This is a genomic window from Paenibacillus sp. FSL R5-0527 (assembly GCF_038008055.1).
Classification (GTDB): domain Bacteria; phylum Bacillota; class Bacilli; order Paenibacillales; family Paenibacillaceae; genus Fontibacillus; species Fontibacillus macerans.
In genome coordinates this window covers 3,937,081-3,952,525 of record NZ_JBBOYI010000001.1, presented here as the reverse complement: position 1 = coordinate 3,952,525, position 15,445 = coordinate 3,937,081, and the positions used below count along the sequence as shown (strand labels likewise).

Below are 15,445 nucleotides of genomic sequence, written 5' to 3'. Positions count from 1 at the left end.
AAGTGAGATACCATTTGACTCATACATTTACTTGGGACGATGTTGCGGCGCTGCAAAAAAACGTCGAGCAGCGGGACGGCATTTCTTTAAAGCTGAACTGGGACACCCTGCTTGCCGGCAAAGAAGACGACGGTGTGCACTTGGCCGATTTCAGGGACGGGAAGCTTGTGGCTTTTCTCGGAAAATATTCGTTTGGCGGCAGCCTGGAGATTTGCGGCATGGTACATCCGGATTACCGCCGGCAGGGGATTTTTACCGGTTTGCTGGAGCGGGCCCTGGATGCACCGACACGGCGAGCCCACGCGAAAATTTTGCTCAATGCCCCGGGCGATTCGCAAACCGGCAAGCGGTTCCTGGACAGTGTGCGCTGCAGCTTTGCGTTCAGCGAGTATCAAATGAAGCTGGAAGCCCCCGGATTTGCCGGGGAACACGCCGCTCGTACCAATGACGACGGCGTCGTCTCGATCTCGCTTATGTCGGCCGGAGAAGCCGAAAAAGCCGATGATGTCTTGATCTCGCTTGCCCCGGCCGGAGAAGCCGATGATGTCTCGATCTCGCTCGCACCGGCCGGAGAAGCCGATAAAGCGGTATTACAGCAGCTCGATAGCGAAGGGTTCAAGATGGAGCCGGAAGAGGCACGGCGCTTTTATAAGGAAATGTCCCCCGCGGAATTGGCCCAAAACGAGCTGATTTTGCTGGGCGGAGAACCGGCCGGGAAAATCCGGGTTTCCCGCCATGAAGGGGAAGCGTGGATTTACGGTTTCGTCGTCGACGCGAGGCTGCGCGGCCAAGGCATCGGCAGCGCAGCCCTGCGCCACGTCATCAAGCGGGAACGGGCTGCCGGTTACGATGTTTGGCTTGAGGTCGCCCTGGATAACCCAAACGCCAAAAAGCTCTACGAAAACGTCGGCTTCCGCGTTCAGCGGTCCCAGGATTATTACGAATACGAGCGATCGTAAATCGCTGAAGTCTGAAAAGCCGCCAAAGCAATTAGCTCTGGCGGTTTTTTGATGAGGTACTATGCCTGTCTGTCGCGGTCTGCCACTGTCTATCGCGGTCTGCCACTGTCTGTCGCGGTCTGCCACTGTCTGTTGCTGTCTGTTGCTGTCTGTTACTGTCTGCCACTGTCCGCCGCGGTCTGCCGGAAATAACGGTAAATTGTGGCGCTAATTTTGAGTTTTTGCCCCGTGCCCGCAAAATAGCGGAACTTTTAGTACCTATTTCTGCCAACCGTCAGGGGAATACGCCTCTTTGCTCGCATTTTCCAAACATAGCGGTAAAAAAGTCCTCTAATATACCAAACTTCTCTTTTTAGAGAAAATAAAGCCATTATTTACCGCTATTTCCGCGGCTTCCGCAAACGCAAATGCGGCCCCCTGGCAGGACCGCGCTTCATTTTTTGGCTCAGCCGCGCGAGACCGCCGAAGCCGAAGCCGAGGCGTTGATCTCCCCGAACTGCGCCCGGTGCAGCCGGCTGTAATGGCCGCCGGCGGCGATCAGCTCGTCATGGCGTCCCTGCTCCGAAATGCCCTCCTCCGTCACGACGACGATGCGGTCGGCATTTTTGATCGTCGCCAGCCGGTGCGCGATAACAAGCGTCGTACGGCCCGCCGACAGTTCGGCCAGCGACTGCTGGATCGCCAGCTCGGTTTCGGTGTCGAGCGCCGACGTCGCTTCGTCGAGGATCAGGATCGGCGGATTTTTCAGGAACATCCGGGCGATCGCGAGCCGCTGCTTTTGTCCGCCGGACAGCTTCACCCCTCGCTCGCCGATCACGGTGTCCATACCCTCCGGCTGGCCTAGAATAAAACCCTCCAATTGGGCGCGCCGGGCCGCTTCCCAAATTTCCTCCTCGCTAGCCGTGAGCTTGCCGTAGGCGATATTTTCCCGTATCGTGCCGGAGAACAGGTACACTTCCTGCTGCACGATCCCGATGTTGCGGCGCAGCGAGGCGAGGCTCAGGCCGCGGATATCCTTGCCGTCAACGGCAATCCTGCCTCCGTCCACTTCGTAGAAGCGCGGCAGCAGGCTGCAGAGCGTCGTTTTGCCCGCGCCCGACGGCCCGACGAAGGCGACCGTTTCCCCGGCCCGGATGGACAGACTGATGCCGTCCAGCACCTTATCCTTGCCTTCATAGGCGAAGGAGACGCGGTCGAATTCGATGTCGCCCTTCAGCTTTCCGGCATCCGCCGCATCCGGGGCATCCGCCACGTCGGGCGCGGTGTCCATAATCTCCACGTACCGTTTGAACCCGGCAATCCCTTTCGGATAACTTTCGATGATCGCGTTGATTTTTTCGATCGGCCGGATAAACACGTTGGCGAGCAGCAGAAATCCGACGAATTCGCCGTAGGACAGCTCGCCGCGGATGACGAACCAGGTGCCGCAGACCATTACGAACAAAGAAACGAGCCGCATCAGCATATAGTTGACCGACAAGCTGCCGGCCATGATCTTGTAAGCCCGCAGTTTGGTCGCGCGATAAGCCTGGTTGTTTTCGTTGAACAGCACCTTTTCGTGCTCTTCGTTGGCAAACGCCTGGACCACGCGGATGCCCCCGATATTCTCCTCCACCCGGGAGTTGAAGTCGGCCAAGGCCGAAAACAACCCGCGGTACGTTTTGGTCATTTTCCCGTTAAAATAAAGCGCGGCCCAGACGAGCACCGGCACAACCAGAAACGTAAGCACCGCCAGCTTCCAATTGATCGCCAGCATGAGCAGGAACGAGCCGACCAGCGTCATCCCGGCGATAAACAGGTCCTCCGGCCCGTGGTGGGCGACTTCCCCGATATTGTCCAAGTCGTTGGAAATGCGCGACATAAGGTGCCCGGTTTTATGGTTGTCGAAAAAGCGGAAGGATAGCTTTTGCAGGTGGTCGAACATTTTTTTGCGCATATTCGTTTCGATGTTGACCCCGAGCATATGCCCCCAATACGTCACGATATAGTTCAGCACCGTGTTGAGCACGTAAATCCCGAGCAGCGCTGCGGAAGCCCATACGATCAGGGACCAGTCCTTTCCCGGAAGCAGCTTGTCGACGAACTGGTTCACGGCGATCGGAAACCCCAGCTCCAGCAGCCCCGCCACAACCGCGCAGGTGAAATCCAGCAGGAACAGCTTTTTATATGGCTTGTAATACGAAAAAAAACGTCGCAGCATCTTTCTCTCTCTCCCCTATCAATACTGAATGAATTCAAGACATTCGGCACGGTTCGCCTAATCCGGGGGCACTTGGAAAAAAGAGTATCATAAATAGTCTATAAAATGAAGAAGTTTTCATGGACGCTGGCATGCGGACAGAAAAATAAGGTACAATAACTACCGAATCAACACGTAATAAGGACATGTTTCCCAGGAGGGAAAGCCGCTTAACGGCGGCGGAAGGAAGGATCGTAACCATGTACGTAGCAAATGACTGGAAAGATTATGAAGTGATGGATACCGGAAACGGGGAAAAACTGGAGCGCTGGGGCGACGTAATTTTGCGCCGGCCCGATCCGCAAATCATCTGGCCGATCGAGAGCGAGGACAAACGGTGGCGTGACGTGCACGGCCATTATCACCGCAGTTCCTCCGGCGGCGGCCAGTGGGAAATGAAGAAGCAGATTCCCGACCGCTGGACCGTTTCCTACGACCGGCTGAAATTTTATATTCGCCCCACCAACTTTAAGCATACCGGGCTGTTCCCGGAACAAGCGGCCAACTGGCGCTGGATGATGGACAAGATCGCCGCGGCGGGCCGGCCGATTTCGGTGCTCAATCTGTTTGCTTACACCGGGGGCGCTTCGGTCGCGGCCGCTTCCGCCGGCGCTTCGGTCGTGCACGTCGACGCGGCCAAAGGCATGGTCCAATGGGCCAAAGAGAACCTGACGCTCTCCGGCCTTGGCGACCGGTCGGTCCGCTTCATTACGGACGACGTGTTCAAGTTCGTGCAGCGGGAGCAGCGGCGCGGCAACCGCTATGACGCGATCATCATGGACCCGCCGTCCTACGGGCGGGGCCCGGGCGGCGAGATGTGGAAGCTGGAGCAAAGCCTGTATCCGTTTGTGGAATCGTGCCTGTCGATTTTATCGGATAAGCCGCTGTTTTTCCTGATCAACTCTTATACGACCGGGATATCGCCAACCGTGCTGCACAACATCTTATCGATGACCGTGAAGCGCCGGTTCGGCGGGCGGATTTCCGCCGGGGAGCTGGGCCTGCCGATCACCGCATCCGGGCTGCATCTGCCCTGCGGCATTCTCGGGCGCTGGGAGGAATAAACGATGATGGATGCCGGAGCAAAACGGACGACGGGACAGCCGGAGATGGCCATCCTGTTCGAGGACAACCATCTGCTCGGGATCGAAAAGCCGGTGAACGTGCCGACCCAGGAGGATGCCAGCGGCGATCCGGATCTGCTGAACCTGCTGAAGGAGGATCTCAAGCGGCGCTACCGGAAGCCCGGCAACGTCTACCTGGGGCTGGTGCACCGGCTGGACCGCCCCGTCGGCGGCGCGATGATCTTCGCCAAGACGTCGAAAGCGGCCTCGCGGCTGGCCGAAGCGGTGCGCAGCCGCCGTTTCAGCAAAACGTACGTGGCCGTCGTGCACGGCACTCCACCGCAGCGCCAGGGGCGTCTGACCGACACGCTGCTGAAGGACGAGCGCACCAATACGGTGGCCGTCGTTCCGGCCGGGACGCCGGGCGGCAAAGAGGCGCGGCTCGATTATAAAGTGCTCGGCGTGTCGGCCGAGGAGCGCCTCAGCCTGGTGCAGGTGGAGCTGCACACCGGCAGGCCGCATCAGATCCGCGTGCAGTTAAGCCGGATCGGCTGCCCGCTGTACGGCGACCAGAAATACGGCGCGGCCTTGAACAAACCCGGCCAGCAAATCGCCTTGTGGTCGCTGTATGTAGGGTTTTTGCATCCGGTCGGCAAGCAGCCCGTCGACCTGGTCTCGCTGCCGCCCCGCCAGTATCCCTGGCAGCTGTGGGAGGAGCGCGTATACACCAATCTGGCGGCAATGCTTCAGGCGGGAGATAACGGTTTTTGAGGTTTGGACGGCAACAACAAGACGGCGGGATGTTTGGATTACCGGAAATCCAAACATCCCGCCTCTATTTGGTTTGCTCCTTGGTTTGGCTCCTTAATTCGCGCCTCGGTTCGCGCCTGATTTGCCGCTGTTATGCCGTTATTTCGTTCCGGAAATTTTCCCCAATAAATAAACAAGCAGCTGCTGATTGTGAGTCGAAATGCGGTCAAGCACGCCGCTCAAATAATCGTTCCTAACGGATACGCCGCGCTCTACCTCTTGCTGTCCTTTTTCCGTGATCGATATCCAGACGTTGCGCCGGTCATGTTCATCGCGGTCGCGCCGGATCAATTCGCCCCGTTCCATCCGGTCCAGCAGCATCGTTACCGCCGCCGGTGTCGTCGATAAGTGCGGGATCAAATCGGATGGCTTCAGATTGCCCTGCTGCGTGAGCAGCTCCAGCACGTTTAATTGCGACATCGTCAGCGTCGGAGCCAGTTCCTCCTCCATATGGTCCTGATAATCCTTCACGATGAGATCCAGCAATTTGGCAAATTCTGCGGTATGCAATCCTATCCCTCCCTGCTTCACATCATAAAATAAATTCGCCCTTAAAAGTGGAAATTCCTGCTTGTCCGCTCCGCCGATTCAGATGAACGCCAAAAACGGCCATCCACGGCCGGCGGCTGGCCGGGCGGATGACCGTTTTGATTCGGTTTCTCTCAGAATCATTTCACACTCTTGCCTAACTCTCGCATTTCTTTAATTCAACTTATATGGCTTAAACCGAGATCAGTGCTTGACAAAATAAATTATGATAGCGTTCGTGTCTTGGTATCCCTGCATGCTGCTTTGCATAATTATCCCTTTTGTTCAGAGGGCAGAGGGTGGGGGATAATCACGGTCCTTTCATTTTTCTTCTCCTGAATTTATCTTCCTCTCTGCTTCCGGATCAAATGGGATAATCGTGCAAAGCGTCCGGACAGCGGATGTTGATCTGCCGATATTTCTTGCCACGATCGGTTTTCGGCCTCCCTGTCAAGCGCTGATTATTAGGTTGAGCCACTTATATAGATTCGTTTTATTTAACAGCATGTCTCCAGCCGTAAGGATCACGGAGCAACCCCCGCTGAATTCCGGTGAGCTCGTTGTACAATTTCTCGGAAAGCGCTCCCGTTTTGCCCCCGGAAATTTCTATTTCACGGTCTTCCCATTTCATCCAGCCGATCGGAGAAATGACCGCCGCCGTCCCTGTCCCAAACGCTTCTTCCAGCTCGCCCCGGCGGCCGGCTTCAAACAGCTCGTCGATGCCGATGCGCCGCTCCTCCACCGGAATCCCCCATTCGCGCAGCAAATGCAGCACCGAATCCCGGGTAATGCCCGCCAGGATGCTTCCGCTCAGTTCCGGTGTAACCACCTTTCCGTTCACTTTAAAAAACACGTTCATGCTGCCGACTTCTTCGATGTATTTTTTCTCCACCCCATCCAGCCAGAGCACCTGCGAAAATCCGAATTGCTTGGCATCCTCCTGGGCTTTGAGCCCGGATGCGTAATTCCCCGACGTCTTGGCCTCGCCGGTGCCTCCGCGCACAGCCCGCACGTATTGATCCTCTACATAAATCCGCACCGGATGGATTCCTTCCGAATAATAGGCCCCGACCGGCGTTAAAATCACGATAAACTGATATTCCCGGGCTGCCCGGACCCCGAGGCCCGCTTCCGTCGCGATCATAAAGGGACGAATGTACAGCGAATTCCCTTCGCCTTCGGGAACCCAGGCCTCATCCAGCTCAATCAGCTTGCAAATCGCCTCCAGGACCGGGCCGGCCTCGAGTCCGGGCATACCCATGCGGACGCACGATGCATTCATCCGCCGCAAATTCATCTCGGGCCGGAACAAAACAACGTTCCCTTCCGGTGTACGGTACGCCTTCATGCCTTCGAACACTTCCTGACCATAATGAAACACCATGGCCGACGGGTCCAGCGATAGCGGTCCGTAAGGCACGATTCGCAGGTCGTGCCAGCCCTTTTCTTCCGAATAATCCATCAGCAGCATATGATCGGTAAAATACCGGCCAAAACCAAGCTGATCCGCAGGCGGCAGCGGTTTTTTGTTTGAACTAAGCGTAATTTTCAACTGATCCATGTTCCGCATCCTCTTTTCTTCTCCAGTTGTATTGCATTTACTATAACGATATCCCTTTCATTGATCAATGACATAATATCGATTATAATCATAGAAATTATCTATTATTACGATGGAAAATCGGAGGTTGCATTGTGGAGCATCGTTTGCTGGAATACTTTATCGCCTTGGGGGAAGAACTGCATTTTACCAAAGCCGCGGACCGGCTCGGCATTAGCCAGCCTACGCTCAGCCACCAAATCCGGCTCCTCGAACAGGAGTTGGGCACGCCTTTGTTTCAACGCTCCGGCAAAAAAAATTACTTGACCCAAGCGGGACAAGTACTAATGGAGCATGCCCGCCGCGTCATTTACGAGCTGGAGCAGGCCAAGCTGGAAATCGGCCAGCTCAGCGGCATGAAGCGCGGCCGCTTGAGGATCGGCTGCTCCGGCAACCATCTGCTCGAGAGCAAGCTGATCTCGTTCCATCGGCAGTACCCTGACATCGAGCTGTCCGTGGTCGAGCTGGCCACCGAAGAAACGCACGCTGGTCTGCTCGGCAACCAACTCGATCTTGGCGTCGTGTTTCTGCCGCTCGAGGACGAGCAACTCGTCAGCCGGCCGCTGTTCGACGAAGAGCTTGTGCTCGTCGTGTCCCACCGGCATGAACTCGCCGAGCTGCCCGAAGTGCCGCTCGAGTGGCTGAGCCGCGTTCCGCTCATTCTGTTCCCGCCCAAATTTTTCGTACGCCAGCTGTTTGATGCGGCCTGCGCCGCCGACGGCATCTCCTTGAAACCGGTGATGGAGCTGTCAACCATGGATTCCCAGGTGCGGATGGCCCGCAGCAATGTCGGCGGAACGATTCTTCCCGCTTCTTACGCCTGGACGCTGGACGGTACCCTAATGGGGAGATTGGGCGATGGCTCCGGCGATGGGTTTGGCGATAGGTTTGGCGATATCGCCATCATTCCGCTTGCCGAGCCGGCTCCGCGCAAACAAGTCGGTTTGGTCTACCGCAAAAATATGTTTATGGACGCCACCCTGGAAGCATTTATCCGGCATCTGAGCGGGTAGGCCGAAACGCTTCACAGCTTCGGGCCGATTCGCCCTACTGCCAAACCCTAACGGACACCGGCGCCGTTATTTCGGTAAAGTCGAGAGTTCTTAGGATTAACGGACACTAAAGATCTTATTTGGTATCTTAGTTCCACTTTTCGCACTGGCGTTGCATGAAACTTTTGCTCAAGGTTTCTTTACAAGCGTTGGCTTTCGAATCGATACTGTCCGCCCGCTGGAAATCTAACGGTTGCAGCAGCGGTTATTTGCCGAAAAAAGACCTTTTCTAAATTCTAAACATTCCTGTGTAGGTTAAGATTTCGTCTTTGAAAAAAACAGGAGCGCCTCGTATGATAGGGGTGTCGACGGGTCAAAAGCCCTTAAAACCTATCAGGAGGCGCTTACTATGAAGTCTACTCGAATTCAAACCACAAATCAACGGATTGAACGAATTACCATGCAGCATGCGATCATCGGGATTGACATCGCCAAGGATGTTCATGCCGCCCAAGTGACCGATTTTCGGGGGCGTGTCCTGACACCACGCCATCTGTCGTTCGCAAACACGCGGGAAGGCTTTGAGAAGCTTCTGCGCTGGACGTGTGACGTACAGGACAAACACCATCTATCCTCACTCATCGTCGGCATGGAGCCCACAGGCCACTATTGGTTCAATCTCGCGAATTGGTTACGGGAGCAAGGGATCACGGTGGTACTGGTGAACCCGGTAACAGTGCATCGTAATAAGGAAAATCGCGACAATTGCCCGTCCAAGAACGATCCCAAGGATGCATTGAACATTGCCGACGTAGTTAGCCGAGGCTTCTACACGGACTATACGCCAGAGGCGGCTGTTTTCAAACGACTCAAGGCGGTTATGAGTGATCGAGAATTTTGGGTCAAGCAGCAGGTGAGCCTGGGAAATCGCATTATCCGCTGGATCGATCTGAAGTTTCCGGAATTCCGTTCGGTCTTCCCGGATTGGACAGTTTTGCGTTCTCTGGCGTCGCTCCGCGCCTTTCCGTTGCCGTCCGACTTGCAGGGTCTTCGTACGGATGACGTGATCGAAGCTTGGCGTGAGCAAGGGATGAAACGTGCGGGCGGAGTAAGTGGCAAAGCGAAGGCCGCCCGGCTTCTTCTGGTGGCTGCACATAGTATCGGCGATATACAGGCACTTGAAGAAGCGCGGCGTGACCTGCAGCGTTTGCTGGATGCGTATGAATATGCCGTCAAGTCGCTTGAGGAGATCGAGCAGGAAGTCAAGAAGTTACTAGGCTGTATTCCGCTAGCTGGGCAGTTGCGAAGTATTAAAGGCCTTGGAACCATAACGATCGCGGCCCTTCTGGCTTGTGCCGGAGATTTGCGTAACTATGCCCATGGGCGTCAACTGCTGCGCCGGGCCGGTCTGAATCTAGCGGAACGTACTTCGGGCAAGTTCAAAGGACAGATCAAGCTCTCCAAGCGCGGGGACAGCATGCTTCGCAAGTATCTCTACCTGGGCGTGCTGGGCTTGGTTGGCCAACATCCGGACTTTAAGCGATGGCATGAGTACAACCTGAAGAAAGGAATGAAGAAGATGGCTTCAATCACCAAGTTAATCGGCAAACTCGCTCGAATCCTCATTGGCATGGTTCAGAAGGGGGAACCGTATCGCTCCGAGATAGCGGTCCACCGAGTCGCCTAGCCTAAATCTATTGACGTAACCGAGCCTGGCTGATAATCCGTCGTCATACGAAGATTGACTCGTTCGCAGGATTCGAACAAAGAAAGCAACACAGAACCGAGTTTCGCAACCGTAAGGGCAAATGACCCATCTTTTAAACGCAATCGGTCTCCACGCCTTGGACAGGTACAACGAAGGAATGTAAGGGCGAAGACCCGTAGAGACATGGGAGGGTGAACCTCCAGGGGCCGAGTGGAGGGTGCAGGAAACCATTTTTTGGAGAAGTGCAAAGATGCACGACTTCTGTTCCTGCACACCCTTTTGCAAGAAACCACGGCTTTTTGTCCGGAGCTCCCCCATCTCTTCGCTTTTCAAGGTAGCGAAATCCTGCGAATAAGTGAGTATTCGTGAGAAAACTTCTTAAATACGAGGGACGGTTGTGAGCGACGCTATTTGCCTGAATCCAAGCAAAGATTACCGGTTTTCAGCGAAATAAGTTCCATGGCAACCGTTACAATTTGAAATCAACAGTATTGGAACTAATAGCGCTTGTGGCAACCGTTAGAATATTGGTGTGCCCAGAAAATGTATTTTGTCAGATTTAAATGCAACGCTAGTGGACTTTTCGGCCTTTTTAGACAAATAAGAACGCACCTGTGCTTTTAGAATTTGAAACGCTGTCTTTTCAGGCCAATAAGGGCGTTCATGCCCGGTAGCCGCCTCCCGGTGTCTGGGCCTGGGTTGGGCAGTGTTGGTTGGAGAAATCCAATAGATTGCCGGAAACCGCTCGCAATCAGGCGGCCTCTATTGGAAATATCCAATAGATTTCACTCAAATCACCCGTTTTGCACCTTCCGAGCATCATCTATTGGAAATATCCAACCAGCTACTATATTTGCCACTAAGTCCTCGATTCTATTGGATAATTCCAATCAAGCATCCGACTTATGGAGTTTGTCCGTTGTCCGTTGTCCGTTGTCCGTTGTCCGTTGTCCGTTGTCCCTTGGCACTTGTCCCTTCCACTAATCACTAATCCCAGTTAGCCGCATCCGCCCCCAACGCAAAAAGCTTCACGCACGTTGTACAGAGAGTACATCCGCGCGCGAAGCTTTTTTTGCCGTTCCTCCAACTGGTTTGCACCTTATTCCTTAATGAAGAAATCGACGATCTCATCGTTTTTGTCGATCGGCGCCAGCGCTTTGCCAATCGATTTCCGGTCAGCGAGCGGCGCGTCTTCCGAACTGAAGTTATGCATTTGGCCTTCCTTCGTCACCGCCGTAAGCGTCGCCGGCTCTTTGCAGTGAATGCCGCCGACCAGCCGGCTGCCGTTCGGCTTGACCCGCTTGCCTTCCTTGAACTCGAACGTCTGCACTCCCTTGCCGCCCCGGCTCTGGAGCGGGTAATCGAGCAGCAGGCTGCGTTTGCCGTAGCCGAGGTCGGAAACGACCAGAATTTCGCCTTCCTCGCCTTCCACCCAAAGGGCGGCGACGACCTCGTCGTCGTCCTTCAGGTTGATGCCGCGCACTCCCGCAGCGACGCGGCCCATCGCATTAACTTCGCTTTCGGCGAACCGGATCGCCATCCCCTGCTTCGTCAGCAGCACAATTTCCTGCCGTCCCCGGCTTACCGTCACGCTCAGCACCTCATCGCCGTCGCCCAGCTTGCAGGCCGCCACCGCGCCGGTGCGTTTCGTTTCGTAATCCTTCAGCTCGGTGCGCTTCACCTGCCCGCGCTTCGTCACGAACACGAGGGTGAGTTCCGGATCTTCTTCAAAGCCGCGCAGCGGTACGACGCTGACGATCCGGTCTTCCTTGGCCAGCGGAATGACGTTGACCAGCGCCGTCCCATTGTCCTTCCATTTGAACTCCGGAATTTGATGGACCGGCAGCAGGAAATACTGTCCCCGCTGCGTGAAGATCAGCAAATTTTGCAGCGTATCGACCTCAAACAGATGTTTGATGTAGTCGCCTTCCTTCACCCCGGAGCCGTCCCGCTCGCCGCCGGAGCGCGTAAAAGAAAGCATGCTGGTCCGCTTGATATAACCTTCGTTCGAGAGCGTGACGAGCACGTCCTCCTGCGCCACCAGCACCTCCAGGTTGACCTTCAGTTCCTCCACTTCGTCCTGGATCACCGAGCGCCGGTCGATTCCGTATTTCTCGCGGATTTCCAGCAGCTCTTTTCTGATCAGCGCGACCAGTTTCTTGTCGCTCTCCAGAATGCCGCGCAGCACCGTGATTTTCTTCTGGATCTCATCCAGCTCTTTCTGCAGCGATGTGATTTCCAGATTGGTCAAACGGTACAGCTGCAAGGTCAAAATCGCGTCCGCCTGGCGCTCCGTAAAGCCGAACATCCATTGCAAATTGTTTTGCGCGTCCTGGCGGTTTTTGGAGGCTTTGATCGCTTCGATCACCTCGTCCAAAATGTTCAGCGCTTTGACGAGGCCTTCGAGTACATGAGCGCGGTCTTCCAGCTTCTCCAGCTCGTATTGCGTGCGGTAGGTTACGACCTCGCGCTGGTGGGCGATATAGGCTTCCAGCATCGCCTTGAGGCCAAGCTGGCGCGGCGCCCGGTTGACGATCGCCACCATATTGAAATTGTACGTCACCTGCAGATCGGTTTTCTTCAGCAAATAGGCAAGAATCCCCTGCGCATCCGCGTCCTTCTTCAGCTCCACGACGATGCGCAGCCCGTTCCGGCCGCTTTCGTCGCGGACCTCGGCGATCCCGTCCACCTTTTTCTCCAGCCGGATGTTCTCCATCGCCGACACCAGCCGGGATTTCACGACCTGGTAAGGAATTTCCGTGATGACGATCTGCTGCTTGCCGCCGCGAAGCGTTTCGATCTCCGTCTTCGAGCGCAGATAAATCCGGCCTTTTCCGGTCTCGTAAGCCTCGCGGATGCCCTCTTCGCCCATGATGATTCCGCCGGTCGGGAAATCCGGGCCTTTGATGAACAGACGGATTTCCTCAAGCGTCAGCCCCGGCTTTTCCATCAGTGCAATGCAGGCATCGATCACCTCGCGCAGATTGTGCGTCGGGATTTCCGTCGCAAACCCGGCCGAAATGCCGCTGACCCCGTTGACCAGCAGGTTCGGGAACCGCGACGGCAGCACTACCGGCTCCTTCGCCGTGTTGTCGAAGTTGTCCTTGAACGGTACCGTGCGTTTTTCGATATCGCGCAGCATTTCCATGGCGATCGGCGACAATCTCGCCTCGGTGTAACGCATCGCCGCCGCCGGATCATCGTCCTGGGAGCCCCAGTTGCCGTGGCCGTCGATCAGGACATGGCCCATCTTCCACGGCTGCGCCATTCGCACCATGCCCTCGTAAATCGAAGAATCCCCGTGCGGATGGTAATTCCCCATCACGTCCCCGACCGTTTTGGCCGATTTGCGGTACGACTTATCCGGCGTATTGCCGGCATCGTACATCGCGTACAATATTCGCCGCTGTACCGGCTTCAGCCCATCGCGCACATCGGGGATCGCGCGGTCCTGAATAATATATTTGGAATACCGGCCGAAGCGGTCGCCCACAACCTCTTCCAGAAACGCCGGCAAAAAATTTTCCAGCATGCTCACATCAATTCACCTTCTATTCCTCAAACTCCGTGAAATCCACGTTTTCCACGATCCAGCGCTTGCGCGGATCGACCTTGTCCCCCATCAGCGTGGACACGCGTCGCTCCGCTTTGGCGGCGTCTTCGATCTGCACCTGCAGCATGGTCCGGGTTTCCGGATTCATCGTCGTTTCCCACAGCTGCTCGGGGTTCATTTCCCCCAATCCTTTGTAGCGCTGCAGCTCGAAATTTTTGCCGAACTCCTTCAAATAATTTTGCAGCTGTTCGTCGCTCCAGGCGTACCGCACCGTCTCCAGCTTGCCGGAACGGCGGGTGATTTTGTACAGCGGCGGCTGGGCGATATACACCCGGCCGGCATCGATCAGCGGCTTCATGTACCGGTAAAAGAACGTCAGCAGCAGCACCTGGATATGCGCTCCGTCCGTATCGGCGTCGGTCATGATGATGATCTTGGAATAATTGCTGTCTTCCACGGCAAATTCCGTCCCGATCCCCGCGCCGATCGCGTTAATGATCGCCCGGTACTCGTCGTTTTTCAGGATATCGGCCAGCTTCGCTTTCTCCGGATTCATCGGCTTGCCCTTCAGCGGCAAAATCGCCTGAATCTTGGAATCACGACCCTGCTTCGCCGATCCGCCGGCGGAATCCCCTTCGACGATAAACAGCTCGGTGCGCGTAAAATCCTTCGATTGCGCCGGCGTCAGCTTGCCGCCGAGGTTCGAGCTCTCGCTCTTCTTCTTGCCCGAGCGCATTTCGTCGCGCGCCTTCCGCGCCGCTTCCCTCGCCTTCGAGGCCTGGACCGCTTTTTTGATCAGCGTCTGGGCGACCTGCGGATTCTCCTCCAGGAACAGCGCCATTTTCTCGCTGACCACCGCATCGACCGCGCTGCGCGCCGAAGCGCTGCCGAGTTGGTCTTTCGTCTGACCGACGAACTCGACCTCGGACATCTTTACGCTGATGACGGCCATCATGCCTTCGCGCAAATCGTTGCCCTCGAGGTTTTTCTCCTTCTCCTTGAGCAGGCCGTTTTTCCGCGCATACTCGTTCATCACCCGGGTATAGGCCGTTTTGAAGCCCGTTTCGTGCGTCCCCCCGCCACGTGTCGGAATCGAGTTAACGAAAGAGGCCAACGTTTCGGTGTAGCCCGAATTATATTGGAGGGCGACCTCCACCTCGATGTCGTCCCGCTCGGCGTAGAAATGCACGACGTCGTGCAGCACGTCTTTGCCGTCGTTCAGAAACTCAACGAACTGGCTCGCTCCGCCTTCATAAAAAAACTCGTCGAAACGGTCGGACCGCTCATCTTTTAAAGTTACCTTCAGGCCCGAGTTCAGAAAAGCGATCTCCTGCAAACGTTCCGCGAGCGTATCGTAACTCAGGCCGATCCCGCCGGTGAACACGCGAATATCCGGCTTGAATGTCACCTTCGTCCCGGTTTTGTTCGTATTGCCGATAACCTCAAGTCCGGTAACCGGTTCGCCGACATGTTCAATTCCTTTATCGTCGACCCAATATTCAAACCGCATCCGGTGGATTTTGCCCTCCCGGTAAATATGAACTTCCAGCCACTCGGACAACGCGTTGGTCACCGATGCACCAACCCCGTGCAAACCGCCGGACTTCTTGTAGCCCGCCCCGCCGAATTTGCCGCCGGCATGCAGTATCGTATAAACGACCTGCGGCGTAGGAATGCCGGTTTTGTGCATCCCGGTCGGAATACCGCGCCCGTTGTCGACAACGGTCACCGAGCCATCCTTATGCAGGGTAATGTCGATTTTGGAGCAAAACTTGGCCAGATGCTCGTCGACGGCATTATCCACTATCTCCCATACCAGATGATGAAGACCCGACGAGCTCGTACTGCCAATGTACATACCTGGCCGTTTGCGTACCGCGACAAGCCCTTCGAGCACCTGAATGTCGTCCGCTTCGTATCCCGAAGACGGCTTGCCGGAATTCGGTCCGGCGACGTCCTCGAACAAATCGATTTGTTCCGCCATTCATGCTC

The 15,445-nt window shown here is 55.7% G+C and carries 10 protein-coding genes; 5 read left to right on the top strand and 5 right to left on the bottom strand.

Annotated features, from left to right (window positions below):
- The first annotated feature begins 14 nt into the window (after positions 1–14).
- Positions 15–959 carry a GNAT family N-acetyltransferase gene (locus NYE69_RS17335; protein ID WP_340927190.1) on the top strand — a complete coding sequence of 315 codons (945 nt, stop codon included), beginning with the start codon at positions 15–17 and terminating at the stop codon, positions 957–959.
- A gap of 445 nt (positions 960–1,404) precedes the next feature.
- Here NYE69_RS17335 and NYE69_RS17330 read toward each other — a convergent pair whose 3' ends face one another.
- On the bottom strand, positions 1,405–3,159 hold the full coding sequence (locus tag NYE69_RS17330) for an ABC transporter ATP-binding protein (RefSeq protein ID WP_340927188.1): 1,755 nt from the start codon (positions 3,157–3,159) through the stop codon (positions 1,405–1,407).
- A 239-nt stretch (positions 3,160–3,398) separates the two neighbouring features.
- Between NYE69_RS17330 and NYE69_RS17325 the strand changes: the two genes are divergently transcribed.
- Positions 3,399–4,262 (top strand): class I SAM-dependent methyltransferase, encoded by an 864-nt coding sequence (locus tag NYE69_RS17325; RefSeq protein WP_340927187.1) that lies wholly within the window; start codon positions 3,399–3,401, stop codon positions 4,260–4,262.
- A 6-nt stretch (positions 4,263–4,268) separates the two neighbouring features.
- Entirely contained in the window at positions 4,269–5,033 is a 765-nt protein-coding gene (locus NYE69_RS17320; protein WP_340930429.1) for an RluA family pseudouridine synthase, read from the top strand.
- A gap of 138 nt (positions 5,034–5,171) precedes the next feature.
- Here the strand turns inward: NYE69_RS17320 and NYE69_RS17315 are convergent, their stop codons facing one another.
- Entirely contained in the window at positions 5,172–5,582 is a 411-nt protein-coding gene (locus NYE69_RS17315) for a MarR family winged helix-turn-helix transcriptional regulator (RefSeq protein ID WP_036628303.1), read from the bottom strand.
- Positions 5,583–6,093: 511 nt separating this feature from the next.
- Positions 6,094–7,161 carry a branched-chain amino acid aminotransferase gene (locus NYE69_RS17310; protein ID WP_328270687.1) on the bottom strand — a complete coding sequence of 356 codons (1,068 nt, stop codon included), beginning with the start codon at positions 7,159–7,161 and terminating at the stop codon, positions 6,094–6,096.
- A gap of 134 nt (positions 7,162–7,295) precedes the next feature.
- Here NYE69_RS17310 and NYE69_RS17305 point away from each other — a divergent pair, with 134 nt between their 5' ends.
- Both NYE69_RS17305 and NYE69_RS17300 read left to right on the top strand, forming a co-directional pair.
- Entirely contained in the window at positions 7,296–8,213 is a 918-nt protein-coding gene (locus NYE69_RS17305) for a LysR family transcriptional regulator (protein ID WP_328270686.1), read from the top strand.
- Between the two features lie 388 nt (positions 8,214–8,601).
- Positions 8,602–9,879 carry an IS110 family transposase gene (locus tag NYE69_RS17300; protein ID WP_326045729.1) on the top strand — a complete coding sequence of 426 codons (1,278 nt, stop codon included), beginning with the start codon at positions 8,602–8,604 and terminating at the stop codon, positions 9,877–9,879.
- Between the two features lie 1,120 nt (positions 9,880–10,999).
- On the opposite strand, the gene gyrA is transcribed toward NYE69_RS17300, so the two are convergent.
- Positions 11,000–13,438: a DNA gyrase subunit A gene (gyrA, locus tag NYE69_RS17295; RefSeq protein WP_340927186.1), complete on the bottom strand. Its 2,439-nt coding sequence runs from the start codon at positions 13,436–13,438 to the stop codon at positions 11,000–11,002.
- A gap of 13 nt (positions 13,439–13,451) precedes the next feature.
- On the bottom strand, positions 13,452–15,437 hold the full coding sequence (parE, locus tag NYE69_RS17290) for a DNA topoisomerase IV subunit B (protein WP_328271655.1): 1,986 nt from the start codon (positions 15,435–15,437) through the stop codon (positions 13,452–13,454).
- Positions 15,438–15,445 lie beyond the last annotated feature (8 nt).